This window comes from Pseudomonas sp. KCJK8993 (assembly GCF_046230915.1).
Lineage (GTDB): Bacteria > Pseudomonadota > Gammaproteobacteria > Pseudomonadales > Pseudomonadaceae > Aquipseudomonas > Aquipseudomonas piscis.
The window spans coordinates 1-20,787 of sequence record NZ_JBJJLO010000041.1; the positions used below are offsets into that span (position 1 = coordinate 1).

Annotated in this window: 17 protein-coding genes; 10 read left to right on the forward strand and 7 right to left on the reverse strand. The window is 65.2% G+C overall.

Features of this window, described 5'->3' with window-relative positions; genetic code table 11:
- The first annotated feature begins 375 nt into the window (after window positions 1-375).
- The 5 genes from ACK6AU_RS15125 (at window position 376) to ACK6AU_RS15145 (ending at window position 6,150) form a co-directional block, all read left to right on the forward strand.
- Window positions 376-2,214, forward strand: coding sequence for a long-chain-acyl-CoA synthetase (locus ACK6AU_RS15125; protein ID WP_409299802.1), 1,839 nt, complete (start codon window positions 376-378; stop codon window positions 2,212-2,214).
- Between the two features lie 97 nt (window positions 2,215-2,311).
- Window positions 2,312-2,830, forward strand: coding sequence for an ankyrin repeat domain-containing protein (locus tag ACK6AU_RS15130; RefSeq protein WP_185699790.1), 519 nt, complete (start codon window positions 2,312-2,314; stop codon window positions 2,828-2,830).
- Window positions 2,831-2,938: 108 nt separating this feature from the next.
- The gene (locus ACK6AU_RS15135; RefSeq protein ID WP_185699791.1) at window positions 2,939-3,469 is read left to right on the forward strand and encodes a hypothetical protein; all 531 of its coding nucleotides are present in this window, start codon (window positions 2,939-2,941) and stop codon (window positions 3,467-3,469) included.
- Window positions 3,470-3,555: 86 nt separating this feature from the next.
- Window positions 3,556-3,747 (forward strand): PLDc N-terminal domain-containing protein, encoded by a 192-nt coding sequence (locus tag ACK6AU_RS15140; protein WP_011062611.1) that lies wholly within the window; start codon window positions 3,556-3,558, stop codon window positions 3,745-3,747.
- 315 nt (window positions 3,748-4,062) lie between these two features.
- Entirely contained in the window at window positions 4,063-6,150 is a 2,088-nt protein-coding gene (locus tag ACK6AU_RS15145) for an LTA synthase family protein (RefSeq protein WP_409299806.1), read from the forward strand.
- Between the two features lie 119 nt (window positions 6,151-6,269).
- On the opposite strand, the gene ACK6AU_RS15150 is transcribed toward ACK6AU_RS15145, so the two are convergent.
- Window positions 6,270-6,428 carry a DUF3309 family protein gene (locus tag ACK6AU_RS15150; protein ID WP_172681654.1) on the reverse strand — a complete coding sequence of 53 codons (159 nt, stop codon included), beginning with the start codon at window positions 6,426-6,428 and terminating at the stop codon, window positions 6,270-6,272.
- Between the two features lie 254 nt (window positions 6,429-6,682).
- Here ACK6AU_RS15150 and ACK6AU_RS15155 point away from each other — a divergent pair, with 254 nt between their 5' ends.
- Both ACK6AU_RS15155 and ACK6AU_RS15160 read left to right on the forward strand, forming a co-directional pair.
- Window positions 6,683-7,498, forward strand: a complete 816-nt coding sequence (locus ACK6AU_RS15155; protein ID WP_409299808.1) for an SDR family oxidoreductase — start codon at window positions 6,683-6,685, stop codon at window positions 7,496-7,498.
- A gap of 64 nt (window positions 7,499-7,562) precedes the next feature.
- A complete protein-coding gene (locus ACK6AU_RS15160; RefSeq protein ID WP_185699794.1) occupies window positions 7,563-7,895 on the forward strand; it encodes a YnfA family protein in 333 nt (110 codons plus the stop codon).
- Between the two features lie 19 nt (window positions 7,896-7,914).
- Here ACK6AU_RS15160 and ACK6AU_RS15165 read toward each other — a convergent pair whose 3' ends face one another.
- The 5 genes from ACK6AU_RS15165 to mnmC all read right to left on the reverse strand — a co-directional run bounded on the left by ACK6AU_RS15165 (window position 7,915) and on the right by mnmC (window position 15,193).
- Complete coding sequence (locus ACK6AU_RS15165) at window positions 7,915-8,142, reverse strand: YheU family protein (protein WP_409299810.1); 228 nt, start codon at window positions 8,140-8,142, stop codon at window positions 7,915-7,917.
- 86 nt (window positions 8,143-8,228) lie between these two features.
- Window positions 8,229-9,413 carry an osmoprotectant NAGGN system M42 family peptidase gene (locus ACK6AU_RS15170; protein ID WP_185699795.1) on the reverse strand — a complete coding sequence of 395 codons (1,185 nt, stop codon included), beginning with the start codon at window positions 9,411-9,413 and terminating at the stop codon, window positions 8,229-8,231.
- Window positions 9,414-9,494: 81 nt separating this feature from the next.
- On the reverse strand, window positions 9,495-11,237 hold the full coding sequence (gene ngg / locus ACK6AU_RS15175) for an N-acetylglutaminylglutamine synthetase (protein WP_409299812.1): 1,743 nt from the start codon (window positions 11,235-11,237) through the stop codon (window positions 9,495-9,497).
- 3 nt (window positions 11,238-11,240) lie between these two features.
- Window positions 11,241-13,013, reverse strand: coding sequence for an N-acetylglutaminylglutamine amidotransferase (locus tag ACK6AU_RS15180; protein WP_409299814.1), 1,773 nt, complete (start codon window positions 13,011-13,013; stop codon window positions 11,241-11,243).
- Between the two features lie 203 nt (window positions 13,014-13,216).
- On the reverse strand, window positions 13,217-15,193 hold the full coding sequence (gene mnmC, locus ACK6AU_RS15185) for a bifunctional tRNA (5-methylaminomethyl-2-thiouridine)(34)-methyltransferase MnmD/FAD-dependent 5-carboxymethylaminomethyl-2-thiouridine(34) oxidoreductase MnmC (RefSeq protein ID WP_409299816.1): 1,977 nt from the start codon (window positions 15,191-15,193) through the stop codon (window positions 13,217-13,219).
- 147 nt (window positions 15,194-15,340) lie between these two features.
- Here mnmC and pap point away from each other — a divergent pair, with 147 nt between their 5' ends.
- The 3 genes from pap (at window position 15,341) to ACK6AU_RS15200 (ending at window position 19,254) form a co-directional block, all read left to right on the forward strand.
- A complete protein-coding gene (gene pap, locus ACK6AU_RS15190; RefSeq protein ID WP_085596798.1) occupies window positions 15,341-16,855 on the forward strand; it encodes a polyphosphate:AMP phosphotransferase in 1,515 nt (504 codons plus the stop codon).
- 99 nt (window positions 16,856-16,954) lie between these two features.
- On the forward strand, window positions 16,955-18,139 hold the full coding sequence (locus ACK6AU_RS15195) for a thiolase family protein (protein ID WP_409299818.1): 1,185 nt from the start codon (window positions 16,955-16,957) through the stop codon (window positions 18,137-18,139).
- A gap of 155 nt (window positions 18,140-18,294) precedes the next feature.
- Window positions 18,295-19,254 (forward strand): DMT family transporter, encoded by a 960-nt coding sequence (locus tag ACK6AU_RS15200; protein WP_409299820.1) that lies wholly within the window; start codon window positions 18,295-18,297, stop codon window positions 19,252-19,254.
- A 42-nt stretch (window positions 19,255-19,296) separates the two neighbouring features.
- Here ACK6AU_RS15200 and ACK6AU_RS15205 read toward each other — a convergent pair whose 3' ends face one another.
- Window positions 19,297-20,691, reverse strand: a complete 1,395-nt coding sequence (locus tag ACK6AU_RS15205; protein WP_185699802.1) for a class II fumarate hydratase — start codon at window positions 20,689-20,691, stop codon at window positions 19,297-19,299.
- Window positions 20,692-20,787 lie beyond the last annotated feature (96 nt).

Genomic DNA, 20,787 nt, shown 5'->3' on the forward strand with positions numbered 1-20,787 from the left:
ACCCCGTGTACAGCTTCGTGAGGGCTGACGTATTTTCCAGCTCGTCAGCCCTTGCTGCGCTGGTCTTGCGGCTGCGCTGGGCAGGGGCTTGCAGCGACATGGAATGTGTTGTGGCGCGGTCCTGGTGACCTCGCCCGAAGGATAATAAGAATATAGGACGCCCTTCATGAACGATCTGTGCATACCCTCGGCGGCGCTGCCTGCCGCATTCTCCCCGACTCATCCGTCGTTCCTTTCCAGCAGCTGCGGCCTGCGTCGCCTGTCGGTGCTCCGATTCCGGGTCGCCACTCCCGGTTGAGCCCAGCACGTCATCCGTTGCCAGCGCCCGGCCGGCCAGGTCCGGGCACAGACCTTTGTCGTCGAGCCGGAGCCACCATGAGCAAGCAAAAGAGCGACATGATCACCTGGGGCATGATGCTGCGTAAGGTGCCATCCATTGCCCGGGCATTGCCACGGGTGGTGCGCGGCATCAGGGCCGGGAACATCGAGAAAGCGGACCAGCCCTGCGGCCTGGGCTGGAGCTTCGAACAAGCGACCAGGCGCAATCCACAAGGGCCGGCATTGCTGTATGGCAACAGGGTCCTGAGCTACTCCCAGGTCAACCAGTGGGCCAACCGCATCGCGGCCTACCTGCAGGAGCAGGGCATCGGCAAGGGCGATGTATTGGCGGTCTTCATCGAAAACCGTCCGGAACTGCTGGTCACGGTACTGGCGGTGGCCAAGCTCGGCGGGATCTGCGCCATGGTCAACACCGCGCAGACCCAGAGTGTGCTGGTGCACAGCCTGAACCTGGTCAAGCCGGTGGCGATCGTGGTCGGCGCCGAATTGCTGGCGGCCTATTCGGCGGTGCGCGACCAGGTCGCCATCGAGCCGCGGCGTACCTGGTACATCGCCGACCAGGACACCCTGGCCGATCCCGGAGCCACCCCCGAAGGGCTGGTCAACCTGATGGCCGAGAGTGCCGGCTACCCGGGGGACAACCTGGCCCAGACCCAGCGCATCTTCCTCGATGACCCTTGCTTCTACATCTATACCTCCGGCACCACCGGCTTGCCCAAGGCAGGCATCTTCAAGCACGGGCGCTGGATGCGCACCAGTGCCGGCTTCGGCACCATCGCCCTGGATATGCAGCCTGAGGATGTGCTGTATTGCACCTTGCCGCTGTATCACGCCACCGGCTTGTGCGTGTGCTGGGGCTCGGCCATCACCGGGGCCTCGGGGTTCGCCATCCGCCGCAAGTTCAGCGCCAGCCAGTTCTGGGACGATGCCCGGCGCTTCCAGGCGACCACCATAGGTTATGTCGGTGAACTGTGCCGCTACCTGATCGACCAGCCGGGTTCGCCGCGTGACAGCGACCACCAGGTGTTCAAGATGATCGGCAACGGCCTGCGCCCGGGGGTCTGGAGTGAATTCAAGCAGCGCTTCGGCGTTGGCCATATCTGCGAGCTGTACGCCGCCAGCGACGGCAACATCGGCTTCAGCAACATTCTCAACTTCGACAACACCGTCGGGTTTTCCCTGATTCCCTGGGCCTTGGTGGAGTATGCCCACGACACCGGTGCGCCGCTGCGCAACAGCCAGGGGTTCATGCAGAAGGTGGCCAAGGGCGGCCAGGGCCTGCTGCTGGCGAAGATCGACGACAAGGCACCGCTGGATGGCTATACCGATCCGGAGAAGAACCTCAAGGTGATCCTCAAGGACGTGTTCGAGAAGGGCGACAGCTACTTCAATACCGGCGATCTGCTGCGTGACATCGGTTTTGGCCATGTGCAGTTCGTCGATCGCTTGGGCGATACCTTCCGCTGGAAGGGCGAGAACGTCTCCACCACCGAGGTGGAGAACATCCTGCTGGGGCACCCGCAAATCGCCGAGGTGGTGGCCTACGACGTGGAGATTCATAACACCAACGGCCGTGCGGGGATGGTGGCGATCACCCCGGCGGAGTCCCTGGCGACCCTGGATTTCGGTGCGCTGTTGCAGTTCGCCCGGCAGCAACTGCCGGGCTATGCGGTGCCGCTGTTCCTGCGGATCAAGGTGAAGATGGACACCACCGGTACTTTCAAATACCAGAAGAGCCGCCTGAAGGAGCAGGCCTTCGATCTCGAACGCACCGGAGACGATCCGATCTATGCCTGGTTGCCGGGCTCGGACACCTATGAGCGATTGACCCCGCAAATCTTCGCCGACATCCAGGCAGGGCGCCTGCGCTATTGATTCTGTCTATGGCGGCCCTTGGGAAAAAGAGGATGACAGGCTGCGGCCGGCTTGGGGAAACTAGCGACATTCCGATTGCCCGAACCTGGAGTTTCCGATGACCGACAAAAGCCGCCAGATGACCGAAGACGAGGCCGCCCAGTTCGTCGAGCAGGTGTTCAACGTCGCCCGCCAGGGCGATGCCCAGATGCTCGACCGACTGGCCGGTGGTGGCCTGCCGGTCAACCTGCGCAACCACAAGGGCGATACCCTGCTGATGCTGGCCGCGTACTACGGGCATGTGGATGCGGTGCAGGTGCTGCTCAAGCACAAGGCCGACCCCGAGATCCGCAACGACAACGGCCAGAGCCCGATCGCCGGGGCCGCCTTCAAGGGCGACCTGGCGGTGGTCAAGGCGCTGGTGGAGGGTGGTGCCCAGGTCGAGGGCGCCTCTTTCGACGGGCGTACTGCACTGATGATGGCAGCCATGTTCAACCGCACCGAGATCGTCACCTACCTGATCAGCCAGGGGGCCGATCCCAAGGCTCGCGATGCCAATGGCGTGAACGCCCTGGAGGCGGCCAGGACCATGGGCGCGGTGGATACCACCGCGCAACTGGAACAACTCCTGGCCTGAGGCGCGAGGGCGGCGAGGGCTTGGGCCCTCGTCGTTGCAGCAGGACCGGCCGCGGACTTTAGGCTATCCTTCGCGCCCTCGAAATTTCCTTGCCTCCAGGATGCGCCCATGAAGACCGCCCTTATCGAACTCATCACCAGAATCAGCTCCGGTTGCATGGGCGACGCCGAGATCCAGCGGATCGCCGACGAAGCGAGCCAGGCCTATGCCGATCCCGAGGCGTTCCTGGCGGCCAACCCCGACATCAACTATGACGACAGCTTCCCCATCCCCCTGGGTGAGTGGGTGGTGGTCGGCAGCCTGCCGGACACGGTGCTGTTCCAGGCCGATACCTATGTCGACCTGTTCAGCCAGATCGTCGCGTCCTTCGGCAAGGATGTGTCGTTCAATATCAAGCCCAAGCAACTGGCCAAGACCGAAGCCTTGACCGCCCTGAACCGGATCCAGATCCAGATGGGCAGCATGAACCCGGAGAACGGCGGTTACGTGCTGATGAACTTCAGCCAGTTGCTGGACGACGAACTGCAGATGGTCCTGGTCTACGGCCACGATGTGCCGCGGGTGCTGGAGCTGTGTGCCGAGGTGGGCATCGCCGCGGCTCCGGCCCTGGAGGCCCTGAAGGTCGCGGTGCACGTCTGAATCGCCAATGCCGTGGTGATCTCGCGGAACCCTGATGGCGCCCGGCTATCCTAGAAGGAAGCACACCATCACTAGGGAGCGACATCATGGGTTCCACCTTCAATGGCCTGGTCGGCCTGATCATCCTGGCCCTGGATATCTGGGCCATCATCAACGTCCTCAAGAGCGGCGCCGAGACGGGCATGAAGATCCTCTGGGTACTGCTGATCATCCTGCTGCCGGTGCTGGGGCTGATCATCTGGGCCATCGCCGGACCCCGGGGGAATGTCCGCCTCTGACCGACAACGGGTCGAGCGTCTGCAAGAAAGGGCCGCGAGGTCCTTTTTTGTGTGACTAAACATGCCTTGAACGAAATTTTCACAAACGCTCGAAGACAATTCGCCAGCGTTTTTTTCGCTGTCACTCCCTGCCATTCATTGCCCCAGAGCCGTTGGTGGCCAGGTGCATACGCCTGCCACCAAGTAATGGCAATGCCTCCAGTGATCGTGCAACATCTGCGCACCGCGTATTCCCCCGTCGCCCCCGGCGGCAACAAGAGGGCTGAACGCCGCTTCATCCTTGCAACTTAAACTTCCAATGGGTCCTAAAACGACATGGCAAACTCGGATGCCCTGAGCCAGCAGCGATCCCCGAATCGCTTGCTGCAACCGACCGTCAAATCCCATCTGGCCTACACGCTCCTCTGTGCGCTGGTCATGATGGTGATGTTCACTCTGTTGCGCGTTGCGCTGCTGGTCTACAACCGCGAGATGATCCTCGATACGCCGGCCTCGACCTTCCTCGAGGCGTTTGCCAACGGCCTGCGTTTCGACTTGCGGTTGGTGGTCTACCTCTGCGTGCCGCTGGTGCTGGCGCTGTTCAGTGCCCGGGCCATGGCCGCCCGCGGGCTGCTGCGCTTCTGGCTGACGCTGACCTCCAGCATCGCGTTGTTCCTCGGCCTGATGGAAATGGACTTCTATCGTGAGTTCCACCAGCGCCTCAATGGCCTGGTATTCCAGTACGTCAAGGAAGACCCGAAGACCGTGATGAGCATGCTCTGGTACGGCTTCCCGGTGGTGCGCTACCTCTTGGCCTGGGTCGTGGGCACCTGGCTGCTGAGCCTGGCGTTCAAGGGGGCCGATCGTGCTACCCGGCCCCGTGGACCATTCACTGGCGGCAGTGTCGGGGCGCGCCAGATCGCACCCTGGTACGCGCGCCTGGCAGTGTTCGTGGTCTGCCTGGTGGTCTGCGTAGTGGCAGCCCGCGGCACCCTGCGCCAAGGGCCGCCGATGCGCTGGGGTGACGTCTACACCACCGAATCGAACTTCGCCAACCAACTGGGCCTCAACGGCACCCTGCAACTGTTGGCCGCCGCCAAGGACCGCATGTCCGAGGATCGCACCAACATCTGGAAGGCGACCCTGCCTCAGCCCCTGGCCCAGCAGACCGTACGCGATATGTTGCTGGTCCCGAGCGACAAGCTGGTGGATGCCGATGTCGCGGCCGTACGCCGAAACTACACTCCCGACGCGGATAAGACCCTGCCGATCAAGAACGTCGTGGTGATCCTCATGGAGAGCTTCGCTGGGCATTCGGTGGGTGCCCTGGGCCGTCCGGGCGAAGTCACCCCATACTTCGACAAGCTGTCCAAGGAAGGCTTGCTGTTCGACCGTTTCTTTTCCAATGGCACCCATACCCACCAGGGCATGTTCGCCACCATGGCCTGCTTCCCCAACCTGCCGGGCTTCGAATACCTGATGCAGACCCCGGAAGGCAGCCACAAGCTGTCCGGCCTGCCGCAATTGCTCAGTGCGCGCAAGTTCGATGATGTGTACGTCTACAACGGCGACTTCGCCTGGGACAACCAGTCGGGTTTCTTCAGCAACCAGGGCATGACCAACTTCATCGGTCGCAACGACTTCGTCGATCCGGTGTTCTCCGACCCGACCTGGGGCGTGTCCGACCAGGACATGTTCGAGCGTGGCCTGCAGGAACTGAAGGCCCGGGAAAACGGCAAGCCGTTCTATGCCTTGCTGCAGACCTTGTCCAACCACACGCCGTACGCTTTGCCGACGCCGTTGCCGGTGGAAAAAGTGACCGATCGTGGCAGCCTCAATGAGCACTTGACCGCCATGCGTTATTCCGACTGGGCCCTGGGCCAGTTCTTCGAGAAGGCGCGCAAGGAGCCGTACTTCAAGGAGACTCTGTTCGTGGTGGTCGGCGACCATGGCTTCGGCAACGAGCAGCAGATCACCGAGATGGACCTGGGCCGTTTCAACGTGCCGATGTTGATGATCGCTCCGGGCATCCAGGAGAAGTTCGGCCAGCGTGACCACACCGTGGGCACCCAGATCGATATCGTGCCGACCATCATGGGACGCCTGGGTGGCGACGTCCTGCACCAGTGCTGGGGACGCGACCTGCTCAACCTGCCTGAGGGTGACAAGGGCTTCGGCGTGATCAAGCCCTCGGGCAGTGACCAGACCGTAGCTCTGTTGACCGCCGATCGGGTCCTGGTACTGCCCAAGGAAATGTCGCCGCGGTTGTACAGGTACGAATTGGGGGCCAACCCGAGTGGAGAGCTGATCCCGGAATCCGCCGACGAGGCGCAACTCAAGCAGAAACTCGAGTCTTTCCTGCAAACCGCGACCAAGAGCCTGCTGGACAACACTGCAGGCGTGGTCAACGGCAAGCCGGACTGATCGCCAAGGCACCCGGCCGGCTCGCCTTCGAGCGCCGGCCGGGTTGACCAAGCCTCCATGCACCCCTCTTGCAGGGGTGTTTTTTTGCCCGGCCCAAAGCTGCCGAAGCGTCTTGTGCCCTAGATCCTGCCGAGCAACAGCAGCACCAACAGTACGACCAGCACCACGCCAATAACCCCTGAAGGGCCGTAGCCCCAGCTTCTGGAGTGGGGGAAGACCGGCAGGCCGCCAATCAGCAGCAGGATCAGGATGATGATCAGGATGGTGCCCATAGCGATGTCCTTTCAGGAAGTATTGGTCGAGCGGCGAAGATTGCGCACCTGTCTTGTTCGCAACATGGGCCGCTTACTGTTTCGGACTCGTTGCCGGTGCGCAAGATTCAAAGTTTTTCGCCGGCCAGCGCCGTCGCTCCCAAGGGCCGGACCGGGGCAGGGGTTTGCCCGTGCCATTCAGCACCCTGATGGTGCATGGGGCGCGCCGGGGCCTTCGCTACACTGGCGTCCATCTTTCCAGGACCTACAAGGCAACTGTTATGCACAATCGCATGATGATCACCGGCGCCGGCTCCGGCCTGGGGCGCGAAATCGCTTTGCGCTGGGCGCGCGAGGGTTGGCGGCTGGCTTTGTCCGACGTCAACGAGGCGGGTTTGCAAGAGACCCTGAAGCAGGTTCGCCAAGCCGGTGGCGATGGGTTCGTGCAGCGCTGCGATGTGCGTGACTACAGCCAGCTGACGGCGCTCGCCCAGGCTTGCGAGCTCAAGTTCGGGGGCATCGATATCATCGTCAACAACGCCGGCGTGGCTTCCGGTGGTTTCTTCAGCGAGCTGTCCCTGGAGGACTGGGACTGGCAGATCGCGATCAACCTGATGGGCGTGGTCAAAGGCTGCAAGGCCTTCCTGCCGCTGCTGGAACAGAGCAAGGGCAAGATCATCAACATCGCCTCCATGGCCGCCCTGATGCAGGGGCCGGCCATGAGCAACTACAACGTGGCCAAGGCCGGCGTGGTGGCGCTTTCGGAAAGCCTGCTGGTCGAGCTGGCGCAGCAGGAAATCGCCGTGCACGTGGTCTGCCCGTCGTTCTTCCAGACCAACCTGCTGGACTCCTTCCGTGGCCCGACCCCGGCGATGAAGGCCCAGGTGGGCAAGTTGCTGGAGAGCTCGCCTATCAGCGCCAGCCAGATCGCCGACTATGTCCACCAGCAGGTGCAGGCCGGCCAGTTCATGATCCTGCCCCATGAGCAGGGACGCCTGGCCTGGACCCTGAAGCAACACAACCCCCAGGCGCTGTACGCCGAAATGACCCAGATGGCCGAGAAGATGCGCGCCAAGGCCAAGCAAGGCACCCACTGAACTTGCCCTGGGCCCGGGGCCTCGCTAGGGTTGCCGGCACCCGGCAATCCTGACGAGACCTTGCATGCTCAACTACCTGTGGTTCTTCCTCGCCGCGCTGTTCGAAATCTTCGGCTGCTATGCCTTCTGGATGTGGCTGCGCCAGGGCAAGAGTGCCCTGTGGGTCATTCCCGCGCTGGTCAGCCTGACCCTGTTCGCCCTGCTGTTGACCAAGGTCGAGGCCGCCTACGCCGGGCGCGCCTATGCCGCCTACGGGGGCATCTACATCGTCGCGTCGATTGGCTGGCTGGCGGTGGTGGAGCGGGTTCGCCCCCTGGGGTCGGACTGGCTGGGGCTGGCGCTGTGCGTGATCGGCGCCAGCGTGATCCTGTTCGGGCCGCGATTCACGACCCCTTGAGCCGCGACCTGGCGGTGTTTCAGTCGAACAGTTCCTTGGGCACATCGTGCTTGAGCATCAACTGGCACTGCCCGCTGTCGGGGTCGAAGACGATCACCGCCTGTCCCTTGCCCAGGGCCTGGCGAACCCGCAAGACCCGGGTTTCCAGCGGGGTTTCATCGCCGTTGTCGGTGCCTTCGCGGGTGACGAAGTCCTCGATCAGGCGGGTCAGGGTGTCGACTTCAAGCAGCTCGTGGGGAATCAGCATAAGGGGGCTCCGGCAAACAATCCCGGATGCTACCGGGGCCAGGTGCGCGCCGCCAGCCATCGCGTGCACAAACCCCCGGCTGGTTCTCAGGAGCGGTTGCCCACCAGGCTGTCCACCGAAGGCACCCGAGTCTCGCTTTCCATCTGCGCGTCATGCTCGAGTTGGTGGCTGAAGCGGTCCAGGGAGCCCTGGGCCGGCTGCGCATCGCTGGCGAACACGGGGGGGCTGAGGATATAGGCGCTCAGCAGCCGGGCCAGCGCCGCCAGGCTGTCGATATGGGTCCGCTCGTAGCCGTGGGTGGCGTCGCAGCCGAAGGCCAGCAGCGCAGTGCGGATATCGTGGCCGGCGGTGACCGCCGAATGGGCGTCGCTGAAGTAGTAGCGGAACAGGTCGCGGCGTACCGGCAACTCGTGCTCCCCGGCCAGGCGCAGCAGGTGGCGCGACAGGTGATAGTCGTAGGGACCACCGGAATCCTGCATGGCCACGCTCACCGCATGCTCGCTGGAGTGCTGGCCCGGAGCGACCGGCGCGATGTCGATGCCGACGAATTCACTGACGTCCCAGGGCAGGGCTGCGGCGGCGCCGCTACCGGTTTCCTCGGTGATGGTGAACAGCGGGTGGCAGTCGATCGACAAGGGTTCGCCGCTGTCGACGATGGCCTTGAGGGCGGCCAGCAGCGCCGCGACCCCGGCCTTGTCGTCCAGGTGCCGGGCGCTGATATGACCGCTTTCGGTGAACTCCGGCAGGGGGTCGAACGCGACGAAATCCCCCACGCCGATGCCCAGGGATTCGCAGTCGGCGCGGGTGGTGCAGTAGGCGTCCAGGCGCAGCTCGATGTGGTCCCAGCTGATGGGCAACTCGTCCACCGCGGTGTTGAAGGCATGCCCGGAGGCCATCAACGGCAGCACGCTGCCGCGCAGCACGCCGTTATCGGTGAACAGGCTGACCCGGCTGCCCTCGGCGAAGCGGCTGGACCAGCAGCCCACCGGCGCCAGGGTCAGGCGGCCGTTGTCCTTCACCGCGCGGACGCTGGCGCCGATGGTGTCCAGGTGTGCCGAGACGGCCCGGTCGGGGCTGTTCTTCTGGCCCTTGAGGGTGGCGCGGATGGTGCCGCGCCGGGTCAGTTCGAAGGGAATGCCCAGTTCCTCCAGGCGTTCGGCGACATAACGCACGATGGTGTCGGTGAAACCGGTGGGGCTGGGAATGGCGAGCATTTCCAGGAGGACCTTCTGCAGGTAGGCGAGGTCCGGTTCGGCGATCGTGTGGGTCATGGAAACTCCTGACGAAAAAACGCCCGTCGATGGCTTCGACCAAGACCTGCGGCGCTCGCTGGCGCCGCAGGCCCCAGGGGCTCAGGGGGTTGGTTGACTGAGGGGAAACAGCAGGTCGACAAAACGTTCGGCCGTCGGTTGCGGTTCGTGGTTGGCCAGCCCGGCACGCTCGTTGGCTTCGATGAACACGTACTCGGGCTGGTCCGCCGCCGTCACCAGCAGGTCCAGGCCGACCACCGGGATATCCAGGGCGCGGGCCGCGCGTACGGCGGCATCGGCCAACTGCGGATGGAGGATATCGGTGACGTCTTCCAGGGTGCCGCCGGTGTGCAGGTTGGCGGTACGCCGTACGCATAGCAGCTCGCCGGGTTCCAGCACGCTGTTGTAGTCGTAGCCGGCGGCATGCAGGGTGCGCTGGGTCTCGTGGTCCAGGGGAATGCGGCTCTCGCCACCGGTGGCCGCCTGGCGCCGACGGCTGAGGGCTTCGATCAAGGCGCCGATGGAGTGCTGGCCATCGCCGATGATCTGTGCCGGGCGGCGGATGGCCGCGGCCACCACTTCGAAGCCGATCACCAGGATGCGCAGGTCCAGGCCCTCGTGGAAGCTTTCCAGCAGCACCCGGCTGTCGAACTTGCGTGCCTGCTCGATGGCCTGCTGCACCTGCTCGATGCTGTGCAAGTCCACGGCCACTCCCTGGCCCTGTTCGCCGTCCAGGGGCTTGACCACCACCCGTCGATGCTCGTCGAGGAACTCCAGGTTGTCGTCGGCGTTGCCCGCCAGGCGCTGCGCCGGCAGGTTCAGTCCGGCGCCCTTGAGCACCTTGTGGGTCAGGCTCTTGTCCTGGCACAGGGTCATGCTGATGGCGCTGGTCAGGTCGCTCAGGGATTCCCGGCAGCGCACCCGGCGCCCGCCGTGGCTGAGGGTGAACAAGCCCGCCTCGGCGTCATCGACCTGTACATCGATACCCCGGCGATGGGCTTCCTCGACGATGATCCGGGCATAGGGGTTGAACTGCGCCTGGGGGCCGGGGCCAAGGAACAACGGCTGGTTGATGCCGTTCTTGCGCTTGATGGCGAAGGTCGAGAGGGTGCGAAAACCCAGCTTGGCGTAGAGGTTCTTGGCCTGGCGGTTGTCGTGCAACACGGACAGGTCGAGGTGGCTCAGGCCACGGCTCATGAAGTGTTCGATCAGGTGGCGCACCAATACCTCGCCAACGCCCGGTCGGCTGCAGTCGGGGTCCACCGCCAGGCACCACAGGCTGCTGCCGTGCTCCGGGTCCTGGTAGGCCTTGTAATGGTCCAGGCCCATGACGCTGCCGATCAGTGCGCCGCTGTCCTCGTCCTCGGCCAGCCAGTAGGCCGGTCCGCCCTGGTGGCGTGGGGTCAGTAGCTCTGGGTCGATGGGCAGCATGCCCCGGGCCAGGTACAGCTGGTTGATGGCCTGCCAGTCGGCGGCGCTTTGCGCACGCCGGATACGAAAGCCACGGAACACCCGGGTGGCCTGGCGGTAGTCGCTGAACCATAGGCGCAGGGTGTCGGAGGGGTCGAGGAACAGTTGCGCCGGTTCCAGCCCCAGCACCTGCTGGGGCGCGGCCACATACAGCGCGATGTCGCGCTCGCCGGGACGCTCGTTGAGCAGTTCCTCGGCCAGCCGGGTGGCGTCGGGGAAGGTATGGCCGATCAGCAGGCGACCCCAGCCGCAGTGCACGGCCACCGGTGCCTTGCCCGGTTCGTTGCCGTCCTCGGCGAAGCGCGCCTGCAGGCGCTCGTAGGTAGGGGCCTGGCCGCGCAGCAGGCGTTGGCTGTAGGCCGTATGGGCTTTCATCGATCAGATTCCTTGTTCACTGAGCCACAGGTTCAACGCCGCCAGCTGCCACAGCTTGGAGCCGCGCAACGGCGTCAGCTGGCCCTGGGGGTCGGTCAGCAGGCGGTCGAGCATCGCCGGATTGAACAGGCCGCGGTCCTGGCTCGGGTCCAGCAGCAGTTCGCGGACCCAGTCCAGGGTCTTGCCCTCCAGGTGCTTGAGCCCCGGTACCGGGAAGTAGCCTTTCTTGCGGTCGATGACCGCGCTGGGAATCACCAGCCGCGCGGCCTCCTTGAGCACCTGCTTGCCGCCGTCTGGCAGCTTGAAGCGCGCCGGGACCCGGGCCGAGAGCTCCACCAGGCGGTAGTCGAGGAAGGGCGTGCGGGCCTCCAGGCCCCAGGCCATGGTCATGTTGTCCACACGCTTGACCGGGTCGTCCACCAGCATCACCGTGCTGTCCAGGCGCAGGGCCTTGTCCACGGCAGCCTCGGCCCCGGGACGAGCGAAATGCTCGCGGACCCAGTCGCCGGCGGCGTCGTGGTCCAGCAACCAGCGCGGTTGCACGGTGGCGGCGTAGTCCTCGTAGCTGCGGTCGAAGAACGCCGCGCGGTAAGCGCCATAGGGATCATCGGCGCCGTCCACCTGCGGATACCAGTGGTAGCCGGCGAACAACTCGTCGGCACCCTGGCCGCTCTGCACCACCTTGCAGTGCTTGGCCACTTCCCGGGATAGCAAATAGAAGGCGATGCAGTCGTGGCTGACCATCGGCTCGCTCATGGCGCGAAACGCAGCGGGCAACTGCTCGATGATCTCGTGCTCGGCGATGCGCAGTTGGTGATGGCGGGTGCCGTAGTGCCGGGCGATCAGGTCGGAATACTGGAACTCGTCGCCTCGTTCGCCGCCGGCATCCTGGAAGCCGATGGAGAAGGTCGACAGCTCGTCCACCCCGACTTCGCGCAGCAGGCCCACCAGCAGGCTGGAGTCGACGCCGCCGGACAGCAGCACGCCGACGTCCACCGCCGCCCGTTGGCGGATGGCCACCGCTTCACGGGTGCTGTCCAGCACCCGGTCGCGCCAGTCTTCCAGGGTCAGCCGGGTTTCGTCGGCGGCCGGGCCGTAGGCCAGGGTCCACCAGGTCTGCTGCTCGCTGCGGCCATCGGCCTCGATGCGCATCCAGGTGGCCGGCGGCAGTTTCTCGATACCGGCCAGCAAGGTCCTGGGAGCCGGGACCACGGCATGGAAGTTCAGGTAGTGGTTGAGGGCGACCGGGTCGAGCAGCGGATCGATGTCGCCGCCCTTGAGCAGTGCCGGCAGGGTCGAGGCGAAGCGCAGGCGCTGGCCGGTGCGCGACAGGTACAGGGGCTTGACCCCGAGGCGGTCGCGGGCCAGGAACAGGCGCTTGCTGTCGCGCTCCCAGATGGCGAAGGCGAACATGCCATTGAGCTTGGGCAGCAGCTCGGCGCCCCAGGCGTGGTAGCCCTTGAGCAGTACTTCGGTGTCGCCCCCGGAATGAAAGGCATAACCCTTGGCTTCCAACTCGGCGCGCAGCTCGGGGTAGTTGTAGATCGCGCCATTGAAGGCCAGGGACAGGCCCAGCTGGTTGTCGACCATGGGCTGCGCCGAACCGTCCGACAGGTCCATGATCTTCAGGCGCCGATGGCCCAGGGCGATCGGCCCCTGGCTGTGGAAGCCCCAGGCGTCGGGACCGCGGGGGGCGAGGTGGTGGGTGATGCGTTCAACTGCCGCAAGGTCGGCAGGTTGGTGATCGAAACGTAGTTCTCCAGCTAATCCGCACATAAGTCCTTACCGGTTGTTTCCGTTGGGGAAGAGTCAATCCGTCGCCGCCAAAATCACGGCTACCTGGAAACTGACCTGTGCATAACTCGGGAGTTTTAGATCGATGGGTAATAAGCGCCAGGTCTTGTCCAACCCCGGGCGGGCCGGGGCGGGGCAGGGAGGGGCAGGCAGCGCCGCCGGCAAGCGGCTGCCGGGGCCTTGTTTCAGGCCTTGCCGCGAATCAGCCGGCGCAGGGCGAAGCGGTTCGGATGGCAGGCCTCGGCCACGCTCCTGGGCAATGGCAGGGGCTCGTTTTCCAGCCAGGCGGCCAGTAGCTCCCCCGACAGCGGCGCAGTGATCAAGCCGCGCGAGCCATGGCCACTGTTGATGTACAGGCCTTCGAGCCAGGGGCAGGGCAGGTCCGGTACCTGGCGAGCGTCCTTGCCCAGGGCGGCATAGGTGTCGGCGAAGTCGGCGGGGTCCGCCAGCGGGCCGACGATGGGCAGGTAGTCCGGGCTGGTGCAGCGAAAGGCCGCGCGGCCCTGCAAATCTTCCAGGGGCAGTTGTTCGACCTCCAGGCGGTGCAGCAGGTCGCTGGAGATTTCCCGCAGCATTTCCAGGTTGCCCGCATGTTCGGCCGTGGTCGGGGCCAGGTCCTGGCTGTGGAAATCGAAGCTGGCGCCCAGGGTGTGCTCCCCCAGCCGGGGCGGGGCGACATAGCCTTCGGCGCAGACCACCGTGGCCAGGGCCTGGCTGCGTGCCGTTTGCGGCAGGCGGGTGATCTGCCCACGGATGCGCTTGAGGGGCAACTCGGCGCTGGCGGGAAACTGCTTGATCTCGGCAGCGCCGGCGAGGATCACCACGGCGGCGCTGGCCAGTAGTTGTTCGCCGTCCCAGGCCTGCCACTGCTGATCGACCCGACGCAGTTCCAGCACCTGTCGATGGGTCAGGACCTGGATGCCTGAATGCCCGGCTTGCCACTGGCACAGCGCCGGCGGATGGACCCAGCCGCCTTCGGGGAAGAACAGCCCGCCGTATTCCAGGCCAATGCCGGCCCGGGCCTGGGCTTGCTCGCGGTCCAGGATGTGCAGCAAATCGTGGGGAAAGGCCGCGGCCAGTTGTGCCTGGCGCTCGGCCTCCTTGGGGTTGAACGCCAGTTGCAGGACGCCGCAGGCGTCCCAGTCCAGGCCCCGTTGCATGTGTTCGAGCTGGCGGCGGGTGTAGCCGAAGCCGCTGAGGATCATCTGCGACAACGCCGTGCCGTGGGCCGATAGCTTGAGGTAGAGCACGCCCTGGGGATTGCCCGAGGCTTCCTGGGCCAGTTGCCCGTGGCGTTCGAGCAGTTGTACCTGCCAGCCACGGGCGGCCAGGCTGGCGGCACTGGAGCAGCCGGCCAGGCCGCCGCCGATCACCAGGGCGGTCTTGTCTTGTCGTGGTGGGCGGGCGAACCAGGGCTTGGCTGCGGCCGGAGCGGGCGTTTCTTCGGGCCAGCCGAGGAACTCGCCGCGCAGCACTTCCCATTTGCGGCCGATACCCGGGGTGCGCTTCATCTTGAAGCCCGCGGCGTTCAACAGGCGCCGCACCCAGCCGGCGCTGGTGAAGGTGCTGATGCTGGCGCCCGGTGCGGCCAGGCGGGCCAGTTCGGCGAACAGCTCGGCGGTCCACATCTCGGGGTTCTTCGCCGGGGCGAAACCATCGAGGAACCAGGCGTCCACCTGGGCGTCCAGTTGCGGCAGTTGCTCCAGGGCATCGCCGATCAACAGGGTCAGGATGACCCGGCCCTGGTCCAGGACCAGGCGCTGGAAACCACCGTGGATCGCCTGGTACTGCTCCAGCAGCGGCTGTGCCAGGTCGGCCAGCTCCGGCCAAAGCGCCAGGGCCCGTTGCAGGTCGGCATGGCTCAGGGGGTATTTTTCGACGCTGACGAAATGCAGGCGCGCCCCGGCCGGCGCTTGTTGCCGGAACAGTTGCCAGGCGCAGAGGAAGTTCAGCCCGGTGCCGAAGCCGGTCTCGCCGATGACGAAGCGCTGGCCGGCGGCCAGGGCGGCGAAGCGTTCCCCCAGGCGGTTCTGTTCGATGAAGACGTGGCGGGTTTCATCCAGCCCCGAGTCGCTGGAGAAATACACATCGTCGAAGACCCGCGAACGCGGGCGTCCTTGGTCGTCCCAGTCGAGCTGGGCGTAGGGCAGTTCTGCTGTCATGTTCGGCTCATGTGGCGCAAGGCGACCATTCTAGCCGATCACCGGGTCGGCGCTTGATCCATGGCAAGCCGTTGGCGCTTCTGGATTTGTTTTCCCTGGCCGAGGTCCATCCGCTAGTCTTGGAAAATTCTTGGAAGGGAGCCACCCATGTTCGAATCCGCTGAAATCGGTCACGCCATCGACAAGGAAACCTATGACGCCGAAGTGCCGGCCTTGCGCGAAGCCTTGCTCGAGGCGCAGTTCGAGTTGCGCCAGAAGGCCGGATTCCCGGTGATCGTGCTGATCAATGGCGTGGAAGGGGCGGGCAAGGGCGAGACGGTCAAGCTGCTCAACGAGTGGATGGACCCGCGCCTGATCGAGGTGCGCACCTTCGACCAGCAGACCGACGAGGAGCTATCGCGGCCACCGGCCTGGCGCTATTGGCGCATGCTCCCGGCCAAGGGGCGCATGGGGGTGTTTTTCGGCAACTGGTACAGCCAGATGCTCCAGGGGCGGGTGCATGGGCAGATCAAGGACCCGCGCCTGGACCAGGCGATCAATGCTGCCGAGCGCCTGGAGAAGATGCTTTGCGATGAGGGCGCACTGATCTTCAAGTTCTGGTTCCACCTGTCCAAGAAGCAGATGAAGGCCCGGCTCAAGGCCCTGCAGGACGATCCGCTGCACAGCTGGCGCATCAGCCCGCTGGACTGGCAGCAATCGGAGACCTACGACAAGTTCGTCAAGTACGGCGAGCGAGTGTTGCGCCGCACCAGTCGCGACTATGCGCCCTGGCATGTGATCGAAGGCGTGGACCCGCATTACCGCAGCCTTACCGTGGGCCGCATCCTCCTCGAGGGCTTGCAGAGCGCCCTGGCTCGCAAGCCGCTCAAGCCGGCCCAGGTCAACGCCGCGCCGTTGCCGCCAGCGGTGGACCAGTTGAGCCTGCTGGACAGCCTGGACATGACCCAGCACCTGGACAAGGACGACTACGAAGAGCAACTGATCACCGAGCAGGCGCGCCTGGCCGGCCTGTTGCGCGACAAGCGCATGCGCAAGCACGCCCTGGTGGCGGTGTTCGAGGGCAACGATGCGGCGGGCAAGGGCGGCGCCATCCGCCGGGTGGCGGCGGCGCTGGACCCACGCCAATACAGCATCGTGCCGATCGCCGCGCCGTCCGAAGACGAGCGCGCGCAGCCCTACCTCTGGCGTTTCTGGCGGCAAATCCCGGCCCGGGGCAAATTCACCATCTTCGATCGTTCCTGGTACGGCCGGGTGCTGGTGGAGCGGGTGGAGGGTTTCTGCAGCCCGGCCGACTGGTTGCGTGCCTACAGCGAGATCAACGACTTCGAGGAGCAGTTGGCCGATGCCCGGGTGATCGTGGTGAAGTTCTGGCTGGCCATCGACAAGGACACCCAGCTGGAGCGCTTCCAAGAGCGCGAAGAGATCCCCTTCAAGCGCTTCAAGATCACCGAGGACGACTGGCGCAACCGCGACAAGTGGGATGACTACCGCACCGCGGTGGGCGACATGGTCGACCGCACCAGTACCGAAGTGGCGCCCTGGACCCTGGTGGAGGCCAACGACAAGCGCTGGGCCCGGGTCAAGGTCCTGCGCACCATCAACCGGACCCTGGAAGAGGCCTTCGAGCGCAGCGACCGGCACGACAAGAAACACAAGAAGTAGGCCGATGGCCACGCATACGGCCAATGAATGATCGTCGCGGCCAGTTGGCCGCGGATCTATGCTCGACGCTCTTGAGCTGGCAACAACAAGGAGAGCGTCATGCGTGAAGTGGTGATAGTCGACAGCGTGCGGACTGGCCTGGCCAAGTCCTTTCGCGGCAAGTTCAACCAGACCCGTCCGGACGACATGGCCGCCCATTGTGTCAATGCGCTGTTGGCGCGCACTGGCATCGACCCGGCCAGCGTCGAGGATTGCATCGTCGGCGCCGGCTCCAACGAAGGGGCCCAGGGCTACAACATCGGACGCAACGTCGCCGTGCTTTCGGCCCTGGGCACCGGCACCGCGGGCATGACCCTCAACCGTTTCTGCTCTTCGGGGTTGCAGGCGATCGCCATCGCCGCCAACCAGATCGCCTCCTGCTGCAGCGACATCATCGTCGCCGGCGGGGTGGAGTCCATCAGCCTGACCATGAAGAGCGTCAACACCGACAATCTGATCAATCCATTGCTCAAGGAACAGGTGCCGGGCATCTATTTCCCCATGGGCCAGACCGCCGAGGTGGTGGCTCGACGCTACAAGGTCAGTCGCGAGAGCCAGGACCTTTATGCCCTGCAGAGCCAGCAGCGCACCGCCCAAGCCCAGGCCGCCGGCCTGTTCGACGACGAGATCGTGCCGATGGCGGTCAAGTACAAGGTCGAGGACAAGAACACCGGGCAGGTGCAGATCCTCGATGGCGTGGTGGATCGCGACGACTGCAACCGCCCGGACACCACCCTGGAGAACCTGGCGGCGCTCAAGCCGGTGTTCGCCGAGGATGGTTCGGTGACCGCTGGCAACTCCTCACAGCTCTCCGATGGGGCTTCGATGACCCTGGTGATGAGCCTGGAGCGGGCACTGGCCCTGGGGCTCAAGCCCAAGGCGTTTTTCCGGGGATTCACCGTGGCCGGCTGTGAGCCGGACGAAATGGGCATCGGCCCGGTGTTCTCGGTGCCCAAGCTGCTCAAGGCCAAGGGCCTGAGCATCGCCGACATCGACCTGTGGGAACTCAACGAGGCTTTCGCGTCCCAGTGCCTGTATGCCCGCGAGCGCCTGGAAATCGACAACGCCCGCTACAACGTCAATGGCGGCTCGATCGCCATCGGCCACCCCTATGGCATGACCGGCTCGCGCCAGGTCGGACACCTGGTGCGCGAGCTGCAGCGGCGCAACCTGCGCTACGGCATCGTCACCATGTGCGTAGGGGGTGGCATGGGCGCCACCGGGCTGTTCGAGGCCGTGCGCTAGGCCTGTTGCTGCTATACCAGCCGGCTACGATGGGGCCGGCTTGCGTGTTTGCGACCTGGACCATCCTGTTTGCGCTCGGCCGCTCATGGCCGCTGTGTTGCTCCAGGTTCCGGCCCTAGAATGTGCCCGTCGCTGGCAGGTCTTGTGGGGTTGGCATGCATGTTTCATCCGGTCGTTGGGCCTACGGCCTGTTCCTCGCCTTGGTGACGGCGGTGCTCTGGGGCATCCTGCCCATCAAGCTCAAGCACGTGCTGCAAGCGATGGATCCGGTCACCGTGACCTGGTTCCGCCTGCTGGTCTCCGGCGGGTGCCTGCTGGTCTACCTGGCGGCGGTACGCCGCCTGCCCGACTGGCGCCAGCTCGGGCCACGAGGCGCCTGGCTGGTGCCGCTTGCGGTGGGCGGCCTGGTGGGCAACTACGTGCTGTACCTGATGGGCCTGAACCTGTTGAGCCCGGGTACCGCGCAGCTGGTGGTGCAGATGGGGCCGATCCTGTTGCTGGTCGCCAGTGTGCTGGTGTTCAAGGAGCGTTTCAGCCTGGGGCAAGGCCTGGGCCTGCTGGTATTGCTGGTGGGGTTCGGGTTGTTCTTCAACCAGCGCCTGGCCGAGTTGCTGACCACCCTGGGCGACTACACCGCTGGCGTGCTCACCGTGCTGGCGGCGTCGGCGGTCTGGACTTTCTATGCACTGGGCCAGAAGCAGTTGCTGAGCGTGTGGAATTCATTGCAGGTGATGATGGTGATCTACCTGTCCTGTGCCTTGCTGCTCACGCCCTGGGTTCATCCGCTGGAGGTCATGGCGCTGACGCCGTTGCAAGGTTGGCTATTGCTGGCCTGCTGCCTCAACACCCTGGTGGCCTATGGCGCGTTTGCCGAAGCCCTGGCCCATTGGGAGGCATCGCGGGTCAGTGCGACCCTGGCCATCACCCCGCTGGTGACCTTCGCCGCCGTGGCCTGGGCGGCCTGGGTGTGGCCGCAGTACGTGCACGCGGAACAGATCAACGGCCTGGGTTACGGCGGTGCGTTGTTGGTGGTGCTGGGTTCGGCGCTGACGGCCCTGGGGCCGTCGCTGATCGAGGGGCTGCGGGCACGGCGTCGGCGCGGTGGCGCCAGGTGACGATCACGGGCGGTGGCATGAGCCAGCCGCCCACTCTGGATGTCAGCCCTGTTTTCCGGCTTCCAGCATGTTTTCCGGGCGGACCCAGGCGTCGAACTGCGCATCGTCCAGGTAACCCAGTTGCAGCGCCGCCTCGCGCAGGGTCAGGTTCTCGGCGTAGGCCTTCTTGGCGATCTCGGCGGCCTTGTCGTAGCCGATATGCGGGTTGAGCGCGGTCACCAGCATCAGGCCGCGTTCCAGGTGGGCGGCCATTTGCACCGGGTCGGGCTCCAGGCCGGTGATGCAGTGCTGGTGGAAGTTGCTGCAGCCATCGGCCAGCAGGCGGATCGATTGCAGCAGGTTGTGGATGATCACCGGCTTGAACACGTTCAACTGCAAATGGCCCTGGCTGGCGGCGAAACCGATGGCGGTATCGTTGCCCATGACCTGGCAGGCCAGCATCGACAAGGCTTCGCACTGGGTCGGGTTGACCTTGCCGGGCATGATCGAACTGCCCGGCTCGTTGGCCGGCAGCTTGACCTCCGCCAGGCCGGCCCTCGGCCCCGAACCCAGCAAGCGCAGGTCGTTGGCGATCTTCATCAGGCACACGGCCAGGGTCTTGAGCGCGCCGGACAGGGCGGTCAGCGGTTCATGGCCGGCCAGGGCGGCGAACTTGTTGGGCGCGGTGACGAACGGCAGGCCGGAGAGGGCGGCCAGTTCGGCGGCGATGGCTTCGCCGAAACCGTGGGGCGAATTCAGCCCGGTACCCACGGCGGTGCCGCCCTGGGCCAGTTCGCAGACCGCCGGCAGGGCACTGCGGATCGCCCGCTCGGCGTAGCTCAGCTGGGCGATGAAGGCCGAGAGTTCCTGGCCGAAGGTGATCGGCGTGGCATCCATCATGTGGGTGCGTCCGGTCTTCACCAGCTTCATGTGCCGCGCCGACAGCTCGGCCAGGCCACCGGAGAGTTCGGCGATGGCCGGCAGCAGCTGGAATTGCACAGCCTGGGCGGTGGCGATGTGCATGGCGGTGGGGAAGCAGTCGTTGGAGCTCTGGGAGCGGTTGACGTGATCGTTGGGGTGCACCGGCGCCTTGCCGCCGCGAGGGTTGCCCGCCAGCTCGTTGGCTCGTCCGGCCAGCACTTCGTTGACGTTCATGTTGCTCTGGGTGCCGCTGCCGGTTTGCCACACCACCAGCGGGAACTGGTCGTCGTGCTCGCCGGCCAGCACTTCGTCGGCGGCCTGTTCGATCAGCCGGGCGATATCCGCGGGCAGGTCGCCGTTGCGGTTGTTGACCCGGGCCGCGGCTTTCTTGATCAGCGCCAGGGCGTGCAGGACCGACAGTGGCATGCGTTCGGTACCGATGGCGAAGTTGACCAGCGAGCGTTGGGTCTGAGCGCCCCAGTAGGCTTCCTGCGGGACTTCAACCTGGCCCAGGCTGTCAGTTTCGATTCGATTCATCGTGGCGATCCTCCTAGTCTGACTGGCCAGTTTAGGCCCTGATCCGAGGCTCGGGTTCCCTTGGCGGGATTTATCCCTGCCATTGGCCCGGGCAAA